Here is a 22,739-nt window from a genome sequence, read left to right as displayed (position 1 = left end):
ACGCCTCATCGGCCACCCCACCCGTGCTGGTCGACCGAGTCGAGGCAGAAGTTCTCGTGGGCGGCCTGATCGCCCTCGACTGGTGCGACGACCACCCGGCGCGTCAGGTGAGGATCGCAGCACCCCGCCGTCATTTCGGGCACATGGGCGAGGATTCCTGCCCAGTTCCCGCGGACTGTTTCCCACCCCACGAAACTCCGCTCCGGATGAACCGGAATGTCACAGCGGTAGTCCTCCTCGTGGCTCGAGATGGCCCGCTCCAAGTCGGCGGGGAAAGTCGACATCAGCACATCTTTTCGATCATGCGGAAGCGGCTGAGCGCCGAAACATCACACGGTACGGCGCCCGCCCACGCCTGTAGCACGGCGCGGTCGCGTACCTGGTTCACGGTGAACCGCTGCCCGGGTGCACCGCGTGGAGCGAAGGAAGCAGGGGCGGAACAGCGCACCGGAGCGAGCGGCGTGCTCCCTGTGCACCGCCGCCGAGACAGGAAAGGCGGACATGCCCGACTCCACGGCACAACCGTACGAACGAGCGCCCCGGTCCGAGTCCGGAACACCCATCGTGCTGGTCCATGGTTCGTACCACCAGCCCGCCCACTACGACCCGCTGGTCCGAAACCTCCGGGAGCTCTCCGACAACGTGACCGTGCCCGACATCGGCATGCTCCCTCTGCCGGAGAGCACCGCGCTTGTCCAGGACATCGTCGATCGGGCCGGATCGCCTCCGGTCGTCGTGGGGCACTCGTTCGGCGGCGCGGTCGCCGGAGCGCTGCGCGGCGTGCGGCATGTCGTCTTCCTGTCCGGCTGGGTGCTCGACGTCGGCGAGACGGCCGCCGACCTCCTTGCGAAGGCTGGGGACGACGATCCAGGCGCCGGAGCGGAGTTCGCACAGGCGCTCCGCTTCACGGCGGACGGAACGCGGGCGTGGATAGATCCGGCAGCGGCGCCGGACCTGTTCTACGCCGACTGCCCGCCCGAGACGGCCGCGCACGCCACGGGACTCTTGCGTCCGGACACCGCACTCAACTTCACCCTGGGCCCGACCGCGGCGGAGTGGAAGCGGACTCCGACGCTCTACGTCGCCACACGGCAGGACCGTACCTGGCCCCCCTCGCTGGCCGAGGAGTTCGCGAGCCGCTGCGACGCTGTCGTCACCCTCGAGACCGGCCATTCGCCCTGTCTCAGCGCGCCGGACCGCGTCTCCGGGCTTGTCGGCTCCCTGCTGTGATCGAACGAGGACGCCGAGGGTGCCGGTCGGCCGCGCATCGTGGCGGGCATCGCCCCGGGCCCGCCGGCCGATCCCGGTGAGACGCTCGACGTGCCGCCGGGCCCGGACGTCAGCGGCATGTCGTCCGGGTCCTGGCCGACCAGAACGACAGACGAGCCCTTGACCTGCGAAAATGCAGGTCAAGGGCTCGTCCTCGAAGGGTGAGTGACGGGACTTGAACCCGCGGCCCCCTGGACCACAACCAGGTGCTCTACCAGCTGAGCTACACCCACCATGACCGGATCGATCTTCCGACCGGCCGAGAAAAAGTGTACAGGGTCCGCAGGGGTGCTCGCGCACCCATTGACGGCGGCATCCCGAGCGCGTCAGGACGGGGCGATCACGTGCTTCGCCGCGATGCGCTTCGCCGTGTCCGAGTCCGGTCCTGGAGCGGGTACGAAGACCGCCTCGCGGTAGTAGCGCAGCTCGGCGATCGACTCGCGGATGTCGGCGAGCGCCCGGTGGTTGCCCTTCTTCTCCGGGCTGTTGAAGTACGCCCTCGGGTACCAGCGGCGCGCCAGCTCCTTGATCGACGAGACGTCGACGATGCGGTAGTGCAGGTAGCCCTCGAGCTCTGCCATGTCCCTGGCGAGGAAGCCGCGGTCCGTGGCCACCGAGTTCCCGCACAGCGGCGCCTTGCCGGGCTCCTTGACGTGCTCGCGCACGTACGCGAGGACCCGCGCCTCCGCGTCCGCGAGCGTCGTCCCGTCCGCCAGCTCGTCGAGGAGGCCCGAGGCGGTGTGCATCGTGCGCACCACCTCGGGCATCGTCTCCAGAGCCCCGTCCGGCGGGCGGATCACGATGTCCACCCCTTCGCCGAGCACGTTCAGCTCCGAGTCGGTGACCAGCGCGGCCACCTCGACGAGTGCGTCGTTCGCCAGCGAGAGCCCGGTCATCTCGCAGTCGATCCACACCATTCGATCGTTCATGCGCCTCACCCTACGGCGCGCTCCGCTGCCCGGGCAGGCCCGGACGTCCCGGGCCCGCCGCGTACAGGTCGGAACCGGGCTTGTCCGCCTCCGCGCCGCCGGCTCCGGCCGGGTGGCCGCCGGCGGGCCCCGAGGGCGCGCCCGCGGGCCCAGCGCCGTTGCCGCCGGGCAGCGGGCGCCGCGACTGGGCGGGGACGCCGGGCTCGCCCTGCGTCTGCGCCTGGCGCGCCTCCGGTGCCTCGCCCTGCGGCCGCCGCGCCCGGTAGGCGGAGCGGTAAGCCGCCGGAGACGAGCCGAGCTGCCGGCGGAAGTGGCCGCGCAGCGCGACCGGCGAGCGGAACCCGCAGCGGTTGGCGACCTCGTCCACCGAGTAGTCCGACGTCTCCAGCAGCCGCTGCGCCTGGAGCACCCGCTGGGTGATCAGCCACTGCAGCGGCGCGCTGCCGGTGAGCGACCTGAACCGGCGGTCGAACGTCCTGCGGCTCATGTACGCGCGGGCCGCCAGCGTCTCCACGTCGAACTGCTCGTGCAGGTGCTCCAGCGCCCAGGCGACGACCTCGGCGAGCGGGTCGGAGCCGATCTCCTCCGGTAAAGACCTGTCCAGGTAGCGCTCCTGCCCACCGCTCCTGCGCGGCGGCACCACGAGCCGCCTGGCGAGCGCGCCCGCGGCCTCGGAGCCGTGGTCCGTGCGGACTATGTGCAGGCACAGGTCGATTCCGGCCGCGGTGCCGGCGGACGTGAGCACGTCGCCGTCGTCGACGAACAGCTCCCTCGGGTCCACGTGGACCGACGGGTAGCGCTTGGCCAGCGTCGGCGCGTACATCCAGTGCGTGGTGGCGGGGCGGCCGTCGAGCAGGCCGGCGGCGGCCAGCACGAACGCGCCCGTGCACAGGCCGACGATCCGCGCGCCCTCCTCGTGCGCCCTGCGCAGCGCCTCCAGCGCCTCGGGCGGCGGCGGGGCGGTGATCGACCGCCAGGCAGGCACCACGACCGTGCCGGCCCTGCTGACGGCGTCGAGGCCGTAGGGCGCGGACAGTTCGAGCCCGCCGGTGGTGCGCAGCGGGCCGTCCTCGCCCGCGCACACCAGCAGGCGGTAGCGCGGGACGCCGGCGTCCTGCCGGTCGATTCCGAACACCGAGAGCGGGATCGAGCTCTCGAAAATGGGACCGCCGCTGAAGAGCAGCACTGCGACGACTTCCCGGCGGCGACGCCCGGAAAGCTTCCGTACTGACTCCTGTGTTGCGGTGGAGTCCTGGCTCATGGCGCTAAGCCCCCCTCGGTGTTCGCGTCTCCCCGTTCCTGTCCGGCCTCTCGCTCCTGCACGATTCCCCTCGGTCTTGCACGGATCCCCGGCCTTCGATGCTCATGATCGAATCTACTGTGTTCCGTGGTGCCGGCGTGACCAGATCCCCAGCCGCCGTTATGTCGACATGGCAACTTGGCGTGAAGCATTCGATCACGAAGCGTTGCACTCGCGAGCCCCTCAGGGAAGTACGCCTTCGGCCCATGGCCCGTCCGGGCGGGCGGGATTGGCGGGACGAAAGACGTTCGTGCCTGGTGGCGCGCGGGTTGGCGGGTGATTTCGCCAAGGATTCGGCAAGGTCCACAAGTTGGCTGAAAAGAGTCGGGTGAGCAGGTGTGAACTGCTCAATCCCCCGGAGTAGGACGATCAAACGCGTGTGAGCCCTCGTGCATTGGTGCGCTGGTCCATGCCCCCTTGTGCGCCCCCGTGCGCCGGGGGTCGGACGCGCGTTCCCGCGGCGGCGCGGCCGGCTCGGCGCGGCTTGATACGTACACCGGGCCCGCGTGCGCGTCCCCGGGGCGTCGCGGGAGGTTCGGCAGGAGCCGGCACGCGGCGGCCACGACGGCGAGGCACGCGGCCGTGGCCAGGCCCGCATACGGGGCACCCGCGCGCAACGTGCCCGGTACGTGGTGAGCGCGAGCAGGGCCGGCAGGCAGCACGGGACGACCCACCGCAGCAGCGCGTGCGCGCCCCCGACGCGGGCTCGGGCGCGTGCGGGGCCGTGGCGCGCAGCGGCCCCCGGGCACGTGACGCCGCGCGGATGGTGCGCGGCCCGCGGGCGCGGCTCCCGTGCGCCTGCGCCCGGGGGCCCCGCGGGCCGTGGAGGCGGCGCCGGCCTGGCGCGCCGTGGGTACGGGCACGGTGGCTCCTTCCGGGCGGCGACGTGACCGTCGGCCGACGAGCGGCGGGCCGTACGGACACCGGCCGTGCGCGACGGCGTCACCCGCGTGGGGCACAGGTCAGCTGTAGTGGCCATCGGGCATTGCGTTGCGCGGCGTGCTCGTGCATGCTCCCTGCAACGCCGCGTGCGAGCCGTGTGCGAGGCGTCACGTGTGGAATGCCGAAGCCTGGGCAGGAGAGGAGTGACGCCGTACCTTTGGGGTAAGGACCGGGAAAGACGATTCCCGGACACACCGCTCCCCGCCCTTCTTCGCCGCCGTTGTTCCTTCCCACGAGGACTTCCTTCGCCGAGACACCCATGGCCGGTCACGACATCCCAGAACCCGCTGACCGCAAGCAGCTGGCCGACCCCCTGGCCGAACTGCTGGCGGAGGAGCAGCCGAGCACGGCCTGCGACCCGGCCTTCCGCCACGGAGTGGTGGTCGGGTTCGACGGCTCGACGTCGAGCGAGCGAGCCCTCGCCTATGCCATCGGCATGGCCGTGCGCCTCGGCTCCGCGCTGATCATCGTCCATGTGGCCAACAGGCTCCCGACCACGGTGTGGGCGGGGTGCGAGCCCCCCGTGTTCGTGGACGTGCCGGACCACCGCACCGAGGTGCTCGGCCTTGAGCTCGCCTGCGCCGAACACCTCTCCGAGGTGCCATGGATCCTGGTCGAGCGCGGCGGGGACATCTGCCACGAGCTGGAGGAAGTCAGCCAGGAGTACTCGGCGGACGCGATCGTCGTGGGCTCGACCCACGGCCTCGTGGGCCGGATCTTCGGCTCGGTCGCAGGACGGCTCGCGCGTCGCGCGCGGCGACCCGTGGTTGTCGTCCCCTAGCGCTCGCCGCCCCGTTCGGCGGCCGGGCCCGTGTGCCCACGCCGGGTCACCCACAAGTGCCACTCGGGCCACTGGTGTTGCTCTGCGGCCCATCTGCGTGACTCCACGTCAGTAGTCCTGTACACGACGTGAATTCGCCCACCTCAAAAGGTGAATTGTGCCTATGTGAAGGGTACATAAACAGTGCTGGGACACAGCACCACCGCGCACAGTGAAGGGAGCCCGCCGTGGACAACGACGTCTCTGCGGGAAGCGCACCATCCACATCCACTTCCGCCCTCGGCCATCTCGCACTCGGACTGACCCTGCTCGCCTTCGGCCTCGGGCACACCGGGGTCATCTCCGGCGTCTCGGCGGCTGACGCCGTGACACTCGCGCTCTACGTGGGCGGAGTCGCCCTGTTCGTCGCCGGGCTGCTGGAGTTCAGGTCGGGCAGCGCGCTCACCGGCACGGCCTTCGCCGGCCTCGGCGCGTTCTGGTTCACGTGGGGCACGGCGTTCGGCGACCACGCGTCGGCGCACGCCGCCGGACTCTTCCTCGCCCTGTGGGCGCTGCTGGCCCTGACGCTCACCCTGGCGGCCAAGAGCGCGGGCGCGCTCGTGCAGGGCGCGTACGGGCTGCTGTGCGTGGCGCTCATCCTGCTCGCGGTGGCCGAGTTCGCCGGTACGAGCGGCATCGGCAAGGCCGGCGGATGGTTCGCCGCGGTGTCGGGCCTCGTGGCCTGGTACGCGGCCGCCTCCGCGCTCGCCAAGTGGCCGACGGCCCTGCCGGGTCGTGGCGCCCGCACCGCGCGGCGCGGGGCGACGGCAGCCGGCTGAACCGGCGGCCACCCGCCCGCCGGTCGCGTGCCAGGGGCCGGTGTCCAGGGCAAGCACCGGCCCCTCCGGGGGGCGCGGCGCCCGGTGCCAACGGGTGGCACCACCGGCCGCCGCGCCCCCGTCCAGCCGTGGACCGGGGCGCGGCGGCCCATCGGCCGTCCGGCTACGGCTACTCGACGGTGACGGACTTCGCCAGGTTCCGGGGCTTGTCGATGTCGCGGCCGAGCGAAAGCGCCGTGTGGTAGGCGAGCAGTTGCAGCGGGATGCCCAGCAGGATCGGGTCGAGTTCCGTCTCGTTCTTCGGCACCACGATCGAGTGGTCGGCCTTGGGCTGTTCCCGGTGCCCGACCGCGAGGATCCGGCCCGCGCGCGCCTTGATCTCCTCCATCGCCGCGCGGTTCTTCTCCAGCAGGTCGTCGTCCGGCACGATCGCCACCGTCGGCATCGCCGGTTCGATCAGCGCGAGGGGCCCGTGCTTGAGCTCGGAGGCCGGGTAGGCCTCGGCGTGGATGTACGAGACCTCCTTGAGCTTCAGCGACGCCTCGCGCGCCACCGGGTAGCCGCGCACGCGCCCGATGAACATCATCGACTTCGCCTGCGCGTACGACGCCGCAAGCTCGGCGATCCGCTCCTCGTCGCGGAGGATCTCGTCGATCTGCGCGGGCAGCCGCCGCAGCCCCTCGATGATCCGCTTGCCGTCCGCGACCGAGAGATCCCTGATCCGGCCCAGGTGCAGCGCGAGCAGCGCGAACGCGACCACCGTGTTCGTGAAGCACTTCGTGGAGACCACGCACACCTCGGGGCCCGCGTGCACGTAGAGGCCGCCGTCCGTCTCCCGGGCGATGGCCGAGCCCACCACGTTGACGACTCCCAGCACGCGCGCGCCCTTGCGCTTGAGCTCCTGCACCGCCGCCAGCACGTCGTAGGTCTCGCCGGACTGCGAGACGGCCACGTACAGCGTGTCCGGGTCGACCACCGGGTCGCGGTAGCGGAACTCGGACGCGGGCTCGGCGTCGGCCGGGATGCGCGCGATCTCCTCGATCATCTGGGCGCCGATCATGCCGGCGTGGTACGACGTGCCGCAGCCGAGGATCTTGATGCGCCGCACCCCGCGCGCCTCGCGCGCGTCGAGGTTCAGGCCGCCCAGGTGCACCGTCGAGAACCGGTCGTCGATCCGGCCGCGCAGCACCCGGTCGACTGCCTCGGCCTGCTCGGAGATCTCCTTGTGCATGTACGTGTCGTGGCCGCCCATGTCGTACGACTCGGCCTCCCACTCCACGAGCGTCGGCGTCGCCGAGGTGAGCGAGCCCTCCGTCGTATAGGTGCGGAAGTCGTCGGCCTTGATCGTCGCCATCTCACCGTCGCCGAGCGTCACGACCTGCCGGGTGTGGGAGACGAGCGCCGCCACGTCGGACGCGACGAACATCTCCTTCTCGCCGATGCCGAGCACGACGGGCGAGCCGTTGCGCGCCACCACGATCCGGTCGGGGAAGTCCGCGTGCATGACGGCGATGCCGTACGTGCCCTCGACGAGCTGGAGTGCCTGGCGCACCTTCTCCTCCAGCGTGGGCGCCTGGGAACGCGCCACCAGGTGTGTCAGCACCTCCGTGTCGGTCTCGGACAGGAAGGCGACGCCGTCCGCCTCCAGCTTCACCCGCAGCTCGGCGGCGTTGTCGACGATGCCGTTGTGGACGACCGCGACCCGGTTGTCCGCGTCCATGTGCGGGTGCGCGTTGGCGTCGCTCGGCGAGCCGTGCGTGGCCCAGCGGGTGTGCGCGATGCCGGTGGTGCCGGCGAAGCGCTTGGGCACCTTGGCCTCCAGGTCGCGCACCCGGCCCTTGGCCTTGACCATCCTCAGCGCGGCGGCCTTGCCGGCCCCCGGCTTCCCCGTGATCACGATCCCGGCCGAGTCGTACCCGCGGTACTCGAGCCGCTGCAACCCTTCGAGCAGCAGCGGGGCGACGTCGCGCTTGCCGATGTATCCAACGATTCCGCACATGTCAGGCTCTGCCCCTCCTGGTTTCCTGTGTGCCCGCCGTACGGGTGGCGCGACCGCCTCCCGCCGGTGCCGGCCGTCATCCGTAGACGATGCGGCGCAGCTGTCTCAGCGAGAGTTCCGGCGGCGCCACCGCGCGGTGCGGCAGCTCGGCCGCGATCCGCTCGAAGATCACCGGGTTGGTCTCGCCGCCGGCCTGGAGTTCCCGGTGACGGCGGCGGACGAACTCCTCGGTCGTCTCGTCGAAGTACGCCAGCACGTCGAGCACCACCCGGGCGGCCTCACCGCGCCGCAGCGCGGTGGAGGCCACCAGGTGGCCGATGAGGTCTTCGTGGGACGCGTGGCGATCGAGCACTCGTTGATATTGCAGATACTCGGAGGGTTACGCAACATCCCTGCCCGGAATCGGGCAGGATTCGCGCCGTTCTCGTGCGCCCCGGGGTCGAGCGTGTCCTTTGCCACATGCCGGCCCAGGCCCGGCGGCCTGGCTCAGAACGCGGACAGCGGGTTGCTGAGCGTGCCGGCGAGCTGGAGGGCGCCCGCCGGGTCCTGGAGGTCCACCATCTGCTCGTTGTCCCGCAGCTGCAGGCGGTTGAGACAGGACAGCGCGAACTCGTCCGCGAACAGGGAGTGGCGCGCGAACCTCGGCGCCAGCTCGGGGGACGACGCCTGGTAGGCGCGGACGCATTCGGCCACGGTGCGCCAGAACTCGTCCTCCTCCAGCACCCCCTCGCCGACGAGCGCGGGGGAGAGGAAGCGCAGGAAGCAGTCGAGCACGTCCGTGAAGACCGAGAGCAGCCGCATGTCCTCGGGCACATCGGCCCTGATGCGCTCGACCTCGGGCGGCAGCGGCGTGTCCTGCTCCATCACCGCTATCTCCTCCGCGATGTCCTTGAACACCGCGCGCCGCACCACGCCGTCCTCGATCACGAGGATGACGTTCTCGCCGTGCGGCATGAACACCAGGCCGTAGGCGTAGAAGCAGTGCACCACCGGCACCAGGTACGCGTCGAGGTAGCGGCGCAGCCACTCGGTGGGCGCGAGGCCCGACTCCGCGATCAGCGCGGCGGCCAGCGATCCTCCGGCGCGGTCCGTGTGCAGCAGGGAGGCCATGGTCGCGAGGCGCTCGCGGCCGGTGAGGGACGGCACCGGGCTCTCCCGCCACAGCGCGGCCAGCATCTTGCGGTACGGGGAGCCCTTCCCGGTGGCCGCCTCGTACGCCCGGTGGTGGTAGCCGATCGCCGCGCGCTCCCTGATGATCGAGAACCGGGCGGCACGCAGCACGCCGTCGCTTTCGATCAGCCCGGCGAGCCAGTCGTTGATGGCGGGCGTGGCCACCATGTAGGCGGCGGACAGGCCCCGCATGAACCCCATGTTCAGGACGGACAGCGCGGTCTTGACGTAGTGCTTCTCCGGATGGCTCGTGTTGAAGAAGGTGCGGATCGACTGCTGGGCCAGGTACGCGTCGTCGCTCTCGCCGAGGAACACCAGGCGCCGCTGCGCGATCTCGGCGGCGAACGTGACCGACAGCTTGTTCCACCACTGCCACGGGTGCACGGGCAGCAGCAGGTAGTCCGCGGGGTCGAGCCCCGCCTCGGTGAGGGAGGCCTGGAACCGTCCGTACTGGCCATCGCCCAACTCGCCGCGCATCAGGCGCTCGTGGTCGATCCCAGCTCCGGCCGTGAAGGTGGCGTGGTCGCGGTGCGCCGCGAGCCAGACGAGCCGTGTGCCGGCGGCCGCCTCCGGCGCGAAGGCACGGTACTCGTGCACGCCGAAGCCGAGCCGGCCGTTGTTGGCGACGAAGCAGGGGTGGCCCTCCGTCATGCCGGTCTCGATGTCCTGGAAGCCGGCGGCGGCCAACTCGGCCGCTGTGGACGGCTTCTTCGTGAGCTTGAAGGCGGTACCGGCGAGTGTCGCGGAGATCTCCTCCAGGTACACCGGGAGCACCGCCTCGCTCAGGCCGAGGGACGCACGTAGCTCGGTGACGAACTCCAGTGCGTCCAGGGGTATTTCGACGCCGCCCCGGTGCCGGGTGATGGACTCGCCCTCGACCTGCCAGTGGTCGAGGGCGAACCGCCGGGCACGGAAGCGGTACGAGGTCGCGCCGTCGTCGCTGACGACGCGGTACGCGTCCCCGCCGAGCGGCTCAGGAGCCAGGAGCCGCTCGTGTGAGAACTCGGCAAGTCCCTTGCGCACGAGCGCGCGCGTCGCGTCGGCCCAGAGCTCCGGGGCGAGGTGGGCGACGGCCCCGGCCGGCTGCCCGGGGTAGGGGGAAACGGGGTGGTTCATCGGGTGCCTCCCTGGGCGGCTGCCATGGTGTCCTGGAACCGCGCACGGGTGCAGAAGCTCAGCAGGGCCTCCTTCTCCGGCTTGGCGATCTTCCCGGCCACCTGGAAGCCCACCGTTTCGTTGAGCGCGTGCACGGCGGTGTTGCGCACATCGGGCTCGACCACCACGCGCCGTATCCGCTCGTCGGCGAAGAGGAAGGCCATCACGGTGGTGAGCACCGCCCTGGTGAAGCCGTGCAACGGACCGCCCGCGGGCGCCGGGTCGACGAGGAAGTGCATGCCGATGTCTCCCGGCTCCGCCGGGTACAGGCCCTTCAGCTCGACGTGCGCCGGGTCGTAGCGTTCGACGAGGAACGCCGGCACGCCCTCGCGCAGCCCGACGTACGCGTCGTGGTGCGCGGAGGCGGCGATGGACATGTACTCGCGCTCGACGTCGGTGAGCGAGGCACCCTGCATCAGCCAGAACCGCGCCTTGGGGTGGGTGACCCAGCGGTGCAGGGCCGGCGCGTCGGCGAGCGGGTCCACATCGCGCACGGCGAACGTGCCGAGGCGCGGATCGGTGCGGGTGAAACGGGTGTCGGTCATGCGGCGGTGCCTTCCGGGGCGGCGAACTGCTGGAACGCGATGGCCTTCTCCACCGGGTAGTGGGCGCGGCCGAGCAGTTCGCCGATGATGTACGCGTTGCGGTAGGGGCCCATGCCCAGGTCGGGCGAGGTGATGCTGTGCGTGTGCACGCCGCCGTTCTGGAGGAAGATGCCACGCCCCGTGGTGTCGATGGAGTAGTTGCGCGCCACGTCGAAGCGGCCGTGGCCGTCGAGCCTGATCCGGTCGGCGACGGGGGCGAGGAAACCGGGCGCCGTGTACCGGTATCCGGTGGCGAGGATCAGGCCCTCGGTGGTCAGCGAGAAGTCGCGGCCCTGCTCCTCCTGGCGCAGCCCCAGCGTGTACGTGCCGCCCTCGGCGCCTGCCGGGCCCACCTCGGCGTCGTAACGGGCACTGACAAGGGCGGTGTTGGTCATCAGCCTGGTGGCAACGGGCCCGTCCAGGCTCTTCTGGTAGAGCAGGTCGAAGATCTCGTTGACGAGCGCGGCGTCGATGCCTTTGAACAACCCCTTCTGCTCGCCCTCCAGGCGGTAGCGGGTGTCCTCGGGCAGCGCGTGGAAGTAGTCGACGTACTCGGGCGACGTCATCTCCAGCGTCAGCTTGGTGTATTCGAGCGGGAAGAACCGCGGCGACCTGGTGACCCAGTCGAGCCGGTAGCGGTGGCCGTCGATTTCCGACAGCAGGTCGCGGTAGATCTCCGCGGCACTCTGGCCGCTGCCGACGAGCGTGATGGACTCCTTGGCCTGGAGGTCCTTCTTCGCCTGCAGATAACGGGAGTTGTGGATGAGGTCGCCTCCGAGCCCGGCGCAGCACTCCGGCACGTACGGCGGGGTGCCGGTGCCGAGGACGAGCCGGCGCGCACGGTAGGCCTCGCCGGTCGAGGTGCGCACCGTGTACAGGCCGTCGGCGTCCTCGTACGTCACCTCCGTCACCGTCCGGCCGAACCGGACGGAGCGCAGCCGCGCGGCCGCCCAGCGGCAGTAGTCGTTGTACTCGGTGCGCAGCGGGTAGAAGTTCTCGCGGATGTAGAACGAGTACAACCGCCCCGATTCCTTCAGGTAGTTGAGGAAGGAGTACGGGGAGGTGGGGTCGGCGAGTGTGACGAGGTCGGACAGGAACGGCGTCTGGAGGTGTGCGCCTTCGAGGAACATCCCCGAGTGCCACTCGAAGTCGGGCTTGGCTTCGAGGAAGACCCCGTCGAGCTCCCCGATCGGCTCGGTGAGGCAGGCGAGGCCCAGGTTGAACGGGCCGAGCCCGATGCCGACGAAGTCGTGGACGGTGTGACGGGCTTCAGGAGGCGTGGGCAAGGTGCTCTCCGTTCTCGGTCGCGACGTACGCCTCCGCGTGCTCCGCGATCAGGTCGAGCACGGCGGCGATGTCCCGGGCGGTCGTCTCGGGGTTGAGGAGCGTGAACTTCAGGTACTGCCTGCCGTCCACGACCGTGCCGGCGACGACCGCCTCGCCGGAGGCGAACAGGGCCTTGCGCGCGTACAGGTTGGCCCGGTCGATCGTGGCGGGCGACGTGATGCGGCGCGGGACGTAGCGGAAGACCAGCGTGGAAAGCCGGGGCCGCACCACCACGTCGTAGCGCGGGTCGGCGGCGAGCAGCCGCCATCCCTCGGCGGCGAGGTCGCACACCTCGTCGAAGAGCTGCCCCACACCGTCCGCCCCCATCACGCGCAGGGTCATCCACAGCTTGAGTGCGTCGAAGCGGCGGGTCGTCTGGAGTGACTTGTCCACCTGGTTGGGGATGCGCTCGGTCAGCGCGCGGCGGGGGTTGAGGTAGTCGGCGTGGTAGGTGGCGTGCCGCAGGGTGTCCCGGTCCCGCACCAGGACGGCGGAGGAACTCACCGGCTGGAAGAAGGATTTGTGGTAGTCGACGGTGACGGAGTCGGCGCGCTCGATGCCGTCGAGGTGTCCCCGGCGGGTGGGGGAGACGAGGAGCCCGCAGCCGTACGCGGCGTCCACGTGCAGCCAGGTGCCGTACGTGGCGCAGACGTCGGCGATCTCGCCCAGCGGGTCGATCGACCCGAAGTCGGTGGTTCCTGCCGTCGCCACGACGGCCATGGGGGTGGCGCCGTCGGCGACGCAGCCCCCGATGGCGGCGGCGAGCGCGGCGGGGCGCATCCGGCGGTCGCGGTCGCACGGCACGGGCACGACGGCGTCCGCGGCCAGGCCGAGCAGGGTGGCGGCTTTCTGTACGGAGAAGTGCGCGCAGTCGGACGCGAAGACGCGGAGCCGGCCGCTGCCGGGCTCGTCCTTGGCCTCTTCGCGCGCGAGCAGAAGTGCTTGCAGGTTGGACTGTGTGCCCCCGCTGGTGAAGACACCGTCGGCGCCGGGCCCGAGGCCGATGCGGCCGGCCGTCCAGTCGATGAGCCGCCGCTCGATGAGGGTGCCGCCGGCGCTCTGGTCCCAGGTGTCCAGCGAGGAGTTGACGGCGGAGAGCACGGCCTCGCCGACGACGGCCGGGATGACGACGGGGCAGTTGAGGTGGGCGAGGTAGCGGGGGTGGTGGAAGTAGACGGCGTCGCGCAGGTAGACGCGCTCCAACTCGTCGAGCGCGGCGGCGCTGTCGCCGAGTGGGCGGTCGAGGTCGACCGCGTCGACCTCGGGGCCGAGGGCGTCGGGGGTGATGCCGGAGAACGGCGCCCGCACCGACGCGAGGCGCGAGGCCACCCGCCCGACCCCGTCGGCGACGGAGCGCCGATAGCGCTCTGCCGTGGTGTCGTTGAGCAGGTGAGAACGCATAAAGGGGTCCTTCCGGGCGAGTGGGGGTACGGAAGAGAGAGCCGCGGCCGCGGCGGGGAGCCCGCCGGGCGCTGAAGCGAGGTTAGCCTAACCTAACTTCCTGTGGCGGCCCAGGGTGCCGCGAGGTCGCGTCGCCCGAACGGTGCGCGGGAGCGCACGGCGCGCGCGTGCGTGAGATGCGCGAGACGCGCGCCGGTCGTGTTGCGCGCGTCCGGCGGCTCGCGTGACGCGCCGATGCGTGGGCGGCGCCCGGCCGCACGCCGGCGCGTCGGCCCGGCGGCCCGGCGGCCCGGCCGGCGGCGGTGCGGCGGCCGGGCCGCACGGCGGTGGGGCAGTGCGGTGGCAGCGCGGCGGCCCGGCCGGACGGCGGTGTGGCGGTGCGGTGGCCCGGCCCGGAGGCGGTGCCATGGCAGTGCGGCCGCTCGGCCGCACGGCGGTGCCGGCGGCCCAGCGGCGGTGCAGTGGCCCGGCCCGGAGGCGGTGCCGTGGCAGTGCGGCGGCTCGGCCGCACAGCGGTGCCGGCGGCCCGGCGGCGGTGCGGTGGCCGCGCGCCGGCGTGTCGGCCCGGCGGCCCGGCCCGGCGGCGGTGCAGTGGCCCGGCCAAGGCGGCGGTGCGTGGGCGGCGGCCCAGTCGCACGGTGGTGCGGCGGTGGTGCGGCGGTGCGGTGGCTCGGCCGCACAGCGGTGCCGGCGGCCCGGCGGCGGTGCAGTGGCCCGGCGGCGGTGCGGCGGCCGCACGGCGGCTCGGCCGCACGGTGGTGCGGCGGTGGTGCGGCGGCCCGGGGGCGGTCTGGCGGCCCGGCCTGGGCGGCTGTGCGTGGGCGGCGGCCCGGCCGCACGGTGGTGCGGCGGTGCGGTGGCTCGGCCGCACAGCGGTGCGGGCGGCCCGGCGGTGGTGCGGCGGCGGTGCAGTGGCCCGGCAGCGGGTGCGGTGGCCGTGGGGCGGCCCGGCGGCGGTCTGGCGGCCCGGCTTGGGCGGCTGTGTGTGGGCGCGGCCCGGCCGCACGGCGATGCGGTGGTGCGGCGGTGCGGCGGTGCGGCAGGCTCGTGGGCTTTCGGGCGGGCGGGTGCGAGGTCGGCGCCGCGCGCGGGCGCCGTCAGCCGCCGCACGGGCGCTCGCGCAGATGCCCTCCGTCATCTGCCGTCGCCCGTAACAGACCGCGCTCGCACGGCGGATGACGCCGGCCGGCCCCGCGGGGCGCCACCCGGCGCCACCCGGCGCCGCCGGACGGCGCGTGCTCGCGGCGGACGCCGTGAATGCCTCAGTGGACCTTCTTCGCCTTCTCGATGGCCTGCGCCAGGTCGTCCAGGATCGGCGCGCACTTGTCGTAGGAGTAGATGGGCTCCGTGACGCGCGGGATGACCTGGCCCGCCTTGACCGCGGGGAGCTGACGCCACGTCGGCTTGGAGGTGAGCGCGGACGGCTGGAGGGCCGAGGAGCGGTTGTCCATCATGATGATGTCCGCGCGGTACTTGCCGACGTTCTCCCAGCTCAGATCCTCGAAGTAGCCCTGGGAGTCGACCTTCGGTGTCACGAATCTGACGCCGAGCTGCTGGAAGTACGAGGTGTCCGCCGACATCTTCGCGAGCGACACGTAGAAGAGGTCCTGGCTCGCGGAGCCGATCAGCACCGTGATCTCGGGGCGCGCCTTGGCCGCGGCGCGCAGCCTCGCGGCGGCCTTCTCGAAGCGGGCCTTCGCGTCCGTGACCTTCTTGGACTTCAGGTCGGCGCCGAGCGATCCGGCGAGGTCCTCGTGGCGCTGGATCGCCTTGGGGATGGTGGTCTGGGACGCCTCGAGCGCGACCACGGGGGCGAGCTTGGTGATCTGGGACTTGGACTTGTCCGGCACGTACCAGAGCGAGCCCTTCTGCCACTGCTCCGTGGCCAGCAGGTCCGGGTTGAGCGCGGCGTACTTCTCGACGTTGAACTCGCCGTAGACGTTGCCGATGATCGTGACCTTGCTGATGTCGAGGTCGCCCGCCTGGACGTCCGCGGACCCGTCCTTCTTCTTCGTCGGCCCGAAGACGCCCTTGACCTCGATACCGTAGTCGTGGAGCGCGGCGGCCGTGCCGACGAAGGCCACGATGTTGCGCGGGGTCGAGTCGGCCTTCGCGACGACACCCCGGTCGTCCTTGAACGACCAGGGGCCCGTCTTGCCCGAGGCGCCGCCGGAGGCGTCGCTCTTCGCGCTGCCGCTGCCGCTGCCGCCGCCGCATGCGGCGAGCGCCGCGCCGAGGCCTAGCGCGCCGCCCGCGGCGAGCAGGCCGCGGCGGCCGACGGGATGGGCGGTACGGATCTCGGGCATGGCACAGTCCCGCTTTCGTCGCGCCGACCGGGCCGTGCCGAACCGGCGATGAGCAGTTCAAAGTAGGTTAGCCTAACCTCATCTGCCCTGCGGGTGGCGGGGTCACACCGCGGACCGCGGTGAGGAAGCTCACCGCGGTCCCGCCGCGCGCGAAGGCCTCGCCTCAGCCGGTCGGCCGGTCGGCCGGTCGGCCGGTCGGCCCGTCAGCCCGTCAGCCCGAGTTCGCGGGCGATCAGCATCCGCTGGACCTCGCTCGTGCCCTCGCCGATCTCCAGGATCTTCGAGTCCCGCCACATCCTGGCCACCGGGTACTCGTTCATGAAGCCGTACCCGCCGTGGATCTGCGTCGCCTCGCGCGCGTTGTCGACGGCGATCGTGGAGGAGTAGAGCTTCGCCATCGCCGCCTCCTTCTTGAAGCGTTCGCCGCGCAGCAGCCGGAACGCCGCGTCGCGCCAGCCGACGCGCGCCATGTACGCGCGCATCTCCATGTCGGCGATCTTGAACTGGAGTGCCTGATTGTCGCCGATCGGCCTGCCGAACGCGTGCCGCTCCTTCGCGTACTTCACCGACTCGTCCACGCAGCCCTGCGCGAGACCCGTGGACAGCGCGGCGATCGCGATCCTGCCCTCGTCGAGGATCCGCAGGAACTGGGCGTACCCGCGGCCCTCCTCGCCCAGCAGGTTCGCCGCCGGGACGCGCACGTCGGCGAACGACAGCTCGCGCGTGTCCGACGCGTTCCAGCCGACCTTCGAGTACGCCGGCGCCACCGTGAACCCCGGCGTGCCGGACGGGACGATGATCGACGAGATCAGCGGCCTGCCGTCGTCCGTGCGGCCCGTCACCGCCGTGACCGTCACCAGCCCCGTGATGTCCGTGCCCGAGTTGGTGATGAAGCACTTCGTGCCGTTGATCACCCACTCGCCGCCTTCGCGCACCGCCGTCGTGCGCGTGCCGCCCGCGTCGGACCCCGCGCCGGGCTCGGTCAGGCCGAAGGCGCCCAGCATCTCGCCCGAGCACAGCCGCGGCAGCCACGTGCGCTTCTGCTCCTCCGTGCCGAAGCGGAAGACGGGCATCGCGCCCAGCGAGATCCCCGCCTCCAGGGTGATCGCGACGGACGAGTCGACCCTGGCGAGCTCCTCAAGGGCGAGGCACAGCGCCAGGTAGTCGCCGCCCATCCCGCCGTACTCCTCGGGGAACGGCAGCCCGAACAGGCCCATGCGGCCCATCTCGCGCACGATCTCGTACGGGAACTCGTGCCGTTCGTAGAAGTCGCCGATCTTGGGGGCGACCACATCGTGCGCGAACTCCTCGACGGTGCGCCGGAGTTCCTCGTGCTCCTCGGAGAGTGTGTAGTCCTTGGACATCGTGTGGTTCACCCCTTGTGGGTCAGGGCCCGTACGGTACGGGAGGGACTCGGTCGGCCGAGGCGGTCGGCCATCCAGCTGCTCGTGGCGACGAGCCGGTCGAGGTCGACGCCCGTCTGGATGCCGAGGCCACGCAGCATCCAGACGAGGTCCTCCGTCGCCAGGTTTCCTGTGGCGCTCTTGGCGAACGGGCAGCCGCCGAGGCCGCCCGCCGACGCGTCGACCGTGGACACGCCGCACCGCAGGGCCGCGTACGTGTTGGCGAGCGCCTGGCCGTACGTGTCGTGGAAGTGCACGCCGATCGCCTCCGTGGCCACCCCCGCCTCGCCCAGCGCGCCCAGCAGGGCGCCCACATGGCCGGGTGTCGCGACGCCGATGGTGTCGCCGAGGCTCAGCTCGTCGCAGCCGAGGTCCATCAGCGCCTTCGCGACCCGGACGACCTGGCCGACCGGTACCGGCCCCTCCCAGGGGTCGCCGAAGCACATGGACAGGTAGCCGCGCACATGCATCCCGTGCTCGCGGGCCTGGGCGACGACCGGGTCGAACATCGCGAGCGACTCGTCGACCGTGCGGTTGAGGTTGGCCTTCGCGAAGGACTCCGTCGCGCTGCCGAACACGGCGACCCGGCCCACGCCCAGTTCCGTGGCGCGCGCGAGGCCGCGGGCGTTGGGCACGAGGACCGGCAGGTCGACTCCCGCGATGTCGGACAACTGCGGGAAGAGCTGCTCCGCGTCGGCCAGTTGGGGGACCCACTTCGGGTGGACGAAGCTCGTGGCCTCGATCGTCGTGAGGCCCGCGGCCGCGAGGCGGTGGATGAACTCCGCCTTCACCTCGGTGGGGACGACGGCCGACTCGTTCTGCAGCCCGTCGCGCGCGCCCACCTCGTGGATCCGCACGCGCGCCGGGAGGCCCGGCGCGGGCACGTCCATCGGCAGGCCTGTCGTGCCGGTCATGATTCCTCCCGCGGTGTGACGACGGCCAGGACCTGGTCCATCGCGACGGTCGAGCCCGGCCGTACGTCGAGCTGCGTGACGGTGCCCGCGTGTGGTGCGGAGATGACGTGCTCCATCTTCATGGCCTCCACCACGAGGAGGCTCTGCCCCGCCGTGACGTCGTCGCCGCTCGCGACCTTGACGACCGTGACCGTGCCGGGCATCGGGGCCGTGAGCGAATCGCCGCCCGCGGCCGCACCCGCCCGCCCGGCCTCCACCGGGTCGTGGTCGCGCGGCTCCCAGCTGTCGCCGTCCCGGCCGAGCCAGAGGCCGTCGGCCGACTCGGCGACCGCGAACCTGTGCGTCGTGCCCGCGTACTCGACGTCCGCGCGGCTCACGCCCTGACCGGCTGCCCGGCCGTCGTCCACCGCCTCGACGAGCCGGGCCGCGACGGGTGGCCCGTCGCCCACCCGCACCTCGCCGCCCCGCAGCCGCACGGTGACGGGTTCCTCGCCCGGCAGGCGGAAGTGGTGCGGCACCCAGGCGGGCGTGCCGCCGAGCCGCCACCCGTCCGTCGCCGAGAACGGGTCACGCCAGCCCGCCTGCCCCGCCTGCGTGTTCCGCCCGTACGACGCACCTCGGGCCGCCCGCAGCAGCGCGGCCGCCGCGTACATCTCGGCCGGCGCGCCGTCAGGCAGCAGGCTCTGCGCGTCCTGCTCGACGAGGCCGGTGTCCAGGTCGCCCGACACGACCCTCGGGTGCGCCAGGAGCCTGCGCAGGAACCCCGCGTTGGTCGTCACGCCGAGCGTCACCGTGTCGGCCAGCGCGCCGCGCAGCCTGCGCAGCGCCGTCGCCCGGTCGGGACCGTACGCGATGACCTTGGCCAGCATCGGGTCGTAGGCGCTGCCCACCTCGGAGCCCACCGAGAGCCCCGAGTCCGTGCGCACGCCGGGGCCCGCCGCCTCGCGCAGCGCCAGGACCGCGCCGCCCGTCGGCAGGAAGCCGCGCGACGCGTCCTCCGCGCACAGCCTGGCCTCCACCGCATGGCCCGTGAGCCGCACGTCCTCCTGCGCGAACGGCAGCGGCTCGCCTGCCGCGACCCGCAGTTGGAGCTCCACCAGGTCGACGCCCGTGACCAGCTCCGTCACCGGGTGCTCCACCTGGAGGCGGGTGTTCATCTCCATGAAGTAGTACGAGGAGGGGTCGGCGCCCGGCACGATGAACTCGATGGTGCCCGCGCCCACATACCCGCAGGAGCGTGCCGCCGCGACCGCCGCCTCGCCCATCGCCGCGCGCGTGCGCTCGTCGAGCAGGACCGAGGGGGCCTCCTCGATCACCTTCTGGTGGCGCCGCTGCAACGAGCACTCGCGCTCGCCGAGATGGACCACCGAGCCGTGGGCGTCGGCCATCACCTGGATCTCGATGTGGCGCGGCCGGTCGACCCAGCGCTCCACCAGCAGCGTGTCGTCGCCGAAGGACGATCTCGCCTCGCGCCTGGCGGCCGCGATCTCGTCCGCGAGCGCCGCCTCGTCGCGCACGAGGCGCATGCCCTTGCCGCCGCCGCCCGCCGACGGCTTGAGCAGGACCGGCATGCCGATCGCGCGCGCCGCATCCGCCAGTTCCGCGTCGCTCAGGCCGCTGCCGGAAGAACCGGGGACCACCGGCACTCCGGCTGCCGACACCGTCTCCTTCGCCCGGATCTTGTCGCCCATCAGGTCGATCGCGGATGCGGGCGGGCCGATGAAGACGAGCCCGGCCTCCTCGCACGCGGCGGCGAAGCGCGCGTTCTCCGCGAGGAAGCCGTAGCCGGGGTGCACCGCCTGCGCGCCCGTGCGCCGCGCCGCGTCCAGCAGGCGATCGATGGACAGGTAGCTCTCGGCCGCCGCCGCCGGGCCGATCCTGACCGCCGTGTCGGCCTCGCGCACATGGCGCGCGTCCGCGTCCGCGTCGCTGAAGACCGCGATCGAGCGCAGCCCCATCGCCCGCAGCGTACGGATCACGCGCACCGCGATCTCGCCCCTGTTGGCGATCAGCACACTGTCGAACATGGTCATCTCCCTCACATCCTGAAGACGCCGTAGCCCGGCTCGCCGAGCGGCGCGTTCGCGCAGACCGTCAGCGCCAGGCCCACCACCTGACGGGTGTCCAGCGGGTCGATCACGCCGTCGTCCCACAGCCGCGCCGTCGCGTAGTACGCGTTGCCCTGCTCCTCGTACTGGGCGCGGATCGGCGCCTTGAAGGACTCCTCCTCCTGCGCGGGCCACTGCTCGCCGCGGCCCTCCAGCTGGTCGCGCTTGACCGTCGCCAGCACGGAGGCGGCCTGCTCGCCGCCCATCACCGAGATCTTCGCGTTGGGCCACATCCACATAAAGCGCGGGCCGTAGGCGCGGCCGCACATCGAGTAGTTCCCCGCGCCGTACGAGCCGCCGACCACCACCGTCAGCTTCGGCACGCGCGCGCAGGCCACCGCCGTGACCATCTTCGCGCCGTGCTTGGCGATGCCGCCCGCCTCGTAGTCCTTGCCGACCATGAACCCGGAGATGTTCTGCAGGAACAGCAGCGGGATGCCGCGCTGATCGCACAGCTCGATGAAGTGGGCGCCCTTCTGGGCCGATTCCGAGAACAGGATGCCGTTGTTCGCGACGATCCCCACCGGGTGGCCGTGGATCCTGGCGAACCCCGTCACCAGCGTCGTGCCGAACTCGGACTTGAACTCGGCGAACCGGGAGCCGTCCACCACGCGCGCGATGACCTCCCGCACGTCGTACGGAGTGCGGGAGTCGACCGGGACCGCGCCGTACAGGCCGAGCGGGTCGGCCTTCGGCTCCTCCACCGGCTCGACCGACCAGGGCAGCGGGCCGCGTTCCGGCAGCGTCGAGACGATCGTGCGCACGATGCGCAGCGCGTGCGCGTCGTCCTCCGCGAGGTGGTCCGTGACGCCCGAGACCCGGGAGTGGACCTCGCCGCCGCCCAGCTCCTCCGCCGTGACGACCTCGCCCGTCGCCGCCTTCACCAGCGGCGGGCCGCCGAGGAAGATCGTGCCCTGGCCGCGCACGATCACCGCCTCGTCGCTCATCGCGGGGACGTACGCGCCGCCCGCCGTGCACGAGCCGAGCACCGCCGCGATCTGCGGGATGCGCGCACCCGACATCCGCGCCTGGTTGTAGAAGATCCGGCCGAAGTGCTCGCGGTCGGGGAAGACCTCGTCCTGCAGCGGCAGGAACGCGCCGCCCGAGTCGACCAGGTACAGGCAGGGGAGCCGGTTCTCCAGGGCGATCTCCTGCGCCCTGAGGTGCTTCTTGACGGTCATCGGGTAGTACGTGCCGCCCTTGACCGTCGCGTCGTTGGCGATGATCATCGCCTCCCGGCCGGAGACCCGGCCGACGCCGGCGATCACACCGGCCGCCGGCGCGTCCCCGCCGTACATGCCCTCGGCCGCGAGCGGCGCGACCTCCAGGAAGGGCGAGCCCGGGTCGAGGAGGGTGTCCACCCGCTCGCGCGGCAGCAGCTTCCCGCGCGCGGTGTGCCGGGCGCGGGCGCGCTCGCCGCCGCCCCTGCGGGCCGCGGCGAGGCGGCCGCGCAGCTCCTCTGCGAGCGACTCGTGCGCCGCCTCGTTGACCCGCCACGCCTCGGAAGACGGGTCGGCGGTGCTCGCGAGCACCGGTGCCTGTCGCATGTGCGGGGACCCCCCGACGATCGACGGAATGGTTAATGAGCGTTAACGTCAGGACTCCAGGTTAACGACCGCTAACAACTCTGTCTACAATGAATCGGATGACGACCAGAACGGCGGCACCGACGCGCAGGGAACAGATCCTGCGGCACGCGGCACGCCTCTTCGCGGAGCGCGGCTTCCACGGCGTGGGGGTCGACGAGATAGGCGCGGCCGTCGGGATAAGCGGCCCCGGCCTCTACCGGCACTTCGCGGGCAAGGACGCGATGCTCGCCGAGCTGCTCGTGGGCATCAGCGAGCGGCTGCTGGAAGGCGGCAGGGTGCGCGCGCGTGCCGCGGCGGGCGGTGGCCCGGCGGCCGTGCTCGCCTCCCTCGTGGAGGGCCACATCGACTTCGCGCTCGATGATCGCCCCCTCATCACCCTGCACGACCGGGAGCTCGACCGGCTGCGGGACAAGGACCGCCGGATGGTGCGCCAGCTCCAGCGGCAGTACGTGGAGCTGTGGGTCGACGTCGTGCGCGGGCTCTACGAGGACGTGCCGGAGGCCGAGGCCCGCGCGGCGGTCCATGCCGTCTTCGGCCTGCTGAACTCGACGCCGCACTTCGGCTCGCACCGCGGCGGCCTGCCCGACCGCGCGGGCACGGCCGAACTGCTGCGCACGCTCGCGCACGGCGCGTTCGCCTCGCTCGGCGCGTGGCCCGCGGAGCGGGTCCCGTCCGGCGGGCCAGGCGCGGTGGACGTCGCGGTCGACGTCGAGAGCCTGCACGGCGCGGACGGGAGCGGCCCCGC

Annotated in this window: 16 protein-coding genes, 1 tRNA gene and 1 pseudogene; 4 read left to right on the top strand and 14 right to left on the bottom strand. The window is 72.1% G+C overall.

Annotated elements, in window-relative coordinates:
- Positions 1–501: 501 nt before the first annotated feature.
- Complete coding sequence (locus tag IH48_RS0123815; RefSeq protein ID WP_078849979.1) at positions 502–1,230, top strand: alpha/beta fold hydrolase; 729 nt, start codon at positions 502–504, stop codon at positions 1,228–1,230.
- A gap of 199 nt (positions 1,231–1,429) precedes the next feature.
- Here IH48_RS0123815 and IH48_RS0123810 read toward each other — a convergent pair.
- The 3 genes from IH48_RS0123810 to IH48_RS0123800 form a co-directional block, all read right to left on the bottom strand.
- A tRNA-His gene (locus tag IH48_RS0123810) sits at positions 1,430–1,502 on the bottom strand.
- 93 nt (positions 1,503–1,595) lie between these two features.
- Positions 1,596–2,198, bottom strand: a complete 603-nt coding sequence (orn, locus tag IH48_RS0123805) for an oligoribonuclease (RefSeq protein ID WP_030908242.1) — start codon at positions 2,196–2,198, stop codon at positions 1,596–1,598.
- 10 nt (positions 2,199–2,208) lie between these two features.
- On the bottom strand, positions 2,209–3,459 hold the full coding sequence (locus tag IH48_RS0123800) for a GlxA family transcriptional regulator (protein WP_030908238.1): 1,251 nt from the start codon (positions 3,457–3,459) through the stop codon (positions 2,209–2,211).
- A gap of 1,240 nt (positions 3,460–4,699) precedes the next feature.
- On the opposite strand from IH48_RS0123800, the gene IH48_RS0123795 reads away from it, so the two are divergent.
- Both IH48_RS0123795 and IH48_RS0123790 read left to right on the top strand, forming a co-directional pair.
- On the top strand, positions 4,700–5,221 hold the full coding sequence (locus IH48_RS0123795; protein WP_030908235.1) for a universal stress protein: 522 nt from the start codon (positions 4,700–4,702) through the stop codon (positions 5,219–5,221).
- 227 nt (positions 5,222–5,448) lie between these two features.
- Complete coding sequence (locus IH48_RS0123790; RefSeq protein WP_030908232.1) at positions 5,449–6,039, top strand: acetate uptake transporter; 591 nt, start codon at positions 5,449–5,451, stop codon at positions 6,037–6,039.
- A 169-nt stretch (positions 6,040–6,208) separates the two neighbouring features.
- Here IH48_RS0123790 and glmS read toward each other — a convergent pair whose 3' ends face one another.
- The 11 genes from glmS to IH48_RS0123735 form a co-directional block, all read right to left on the bottom strand.
- The gene (glmS, locus tag IH48_RS0123785; protein WP_030908229.1) at positions 6,209–8,038 is read right to left on the bottom strand and encodes a glutamine--fructose-6-phosphate transaminase (isomerizing); all 1,830 of its coding nucleotides are present in this window, start codon (positions 8,036–8,038) and stop codon (positions 6,209–6,211) included.
- Positions 8,039–8,114: 76 nt separating this feature from the next.
- A complete protein-coding gene (locus IH48_RS0123780) occupies positions 8,115–8,390 on the bottom strand; it encodes a hypothetical protein (protein WP_030908226.1) in 276 nt (91 codons plus the stop codon).
- Positions 8,391–8,524: 134 nt separating this feature from the next.
- Positions 8,525–10,324: an IucA/IucC family protein gene (locus tag IH48_RS0123775; RefSeq protein ID WP_030908223.1), complete on the bottom strand. Its 1,800-nt coding sequence runs from the start codon at positions 10,322–10,324 to the stop codon at positions 8,525–8,527.
- Positions 10,321–10,908: a GNAT family N-acetyltransferase gene (locus IH48_RS0123770; protein WP_030908220.1), complete on the bottom strand. Its 588-nt coding sequence runs from the start codon at positions 10,906–10,908 to the stop codon at positions 10,321–10,323. Before IH48_RS0123770 ends, IH48_RS0123775 begins: the two co-directional genes overlap by 4 nt.
- Complete coding sequence (locus IH48_RS0123765; protein ID WP_030908217.1) at positions 10,905–12,233, bottom strand: lysine N(6)-hydroxylase/L-ornithine N(5)-oxygenase family protein; 1,329 nt, start codon at positions 12,231–12,233, stop codon at positions 10,905–10,907. The genes IH48_RS0123770 and IH48_RS0123765 overlap by 4 nt, the downstream gene beginning before the upstream one ends.
- Complete coding sequence (locus IH48_RS0123760) at positions 12,217–13,674, bottom strand: pyridoxal phosphate-dependent decarboxylase family protein (RefSeq protein ID WP_030908214.1); 1,458 nt, start codon at positions 13,672–13,674, stop codon at positions 12,217–12,219. The genes IH48_RS0123765 and IH48_RS0123760 overlap by 17 nt, the downstream gene beginning before the upstream one ends.
- A 1,262-nt stretch (positions 13,675–14,936) precedes the next feature.
- The gene (locus tag IH48_RS0123755; protein WP_030908211.1) at positions 14,937–15,980 is read right to left on the bottom strand and encodes an ABC transporter substrate-binding protein; all 1,044 of its coding nucleotides are present in this window, start codon (positions 15,978–15,980) and stop codon (positions 14,937–14,939) included.
- A 203-nt stretch (positions 15,981–16,183) separates the two neighbouring features.
- Positions 16,184–17,344 carry an acyl-CoA dehydrogenase family protein gene (locus IH48_RS0123750; protein ID WP_030908207.1) on the bottom strand — a complete coding sequence of 387 codons (1,161 nt, stop codon included), beginning with the start codon at positions 17,342–17,344 and terminating at the stop codon, positions 16,184–16,186.
- A gap of 8 nt (positions 17,345–17,352) precedes the next feature.
- The gene (locus IH48_RS0123745) at positions 17,353–18,297 is read right to left on the bottom strand and encodes a hydroxymethylglutaryl-CoA lyase (RefSeq protein WP_030908204.1); all 945 of its coding nucleotides are present in this window, start codon (positions 18,295–18,297) and stop codon (positions 17,353–17,355) included.
- Positions 18,294–20,324: an acetyl/propionyl/methylcrotonyl-CoA carboxylase subunit alpha gene (locus IH48_RS0123740; RefSeq protein WP_030908202.1), complete on the bottom strand. Its 2,031-nt coding sequence runs from the start codon at positions 20,322–20,324 to the stop codon at positions 18,294–18,296. The genes IH48_RS0123745 and IH48_RS0123740 overlap by 4 nt, the downstream gene beginning before the upstream one ends.
- 11 nt (positions 20,325–20,335) lie before the next feature.
- The gene (locus IH48_RS0123735; RefSeq protein WP_030908199.1) at positions 20,336–21,952 is read right to left on the bottom strand and encodes a carboxyl transferase domain-containing protein; all 1,617 of its coding nucleotides are present in this window, start codon (positions 21,950–21,952) and stop codon (positions 20,336–20,338) included.
- Positions 21,953–22,050: 98 nt separating this feature from the next.
- Here IH48_RS0123735 and IH48_RS0123730 point away from each other — a divergent pair.
- A pseudogene (locus IH48_RS0123730) lies at positions 22,051–22,638 on the top strand (TetR/AcrR family transcriptional regulator); the annotation flags it as partial.
- Positions 22,639–22,739 lie beyond the last annotated feature (101 nt).

The sequence above is a fragment of the Streptomyces sp. NRRL F-5126 genome, from assembly GCF_000721265.1.
Classification (GTDB): domain Bacteria; phylum Actinomycetota; class Actinomycetes; order Streptomycetales; family Streptomycetaceae; genus Streptomyces.
The sequence above is the reverse complement of the archived record's forward strand: the minus strand, read 5'-3'. Positions and strand labels throughout refer to the sequence as shown.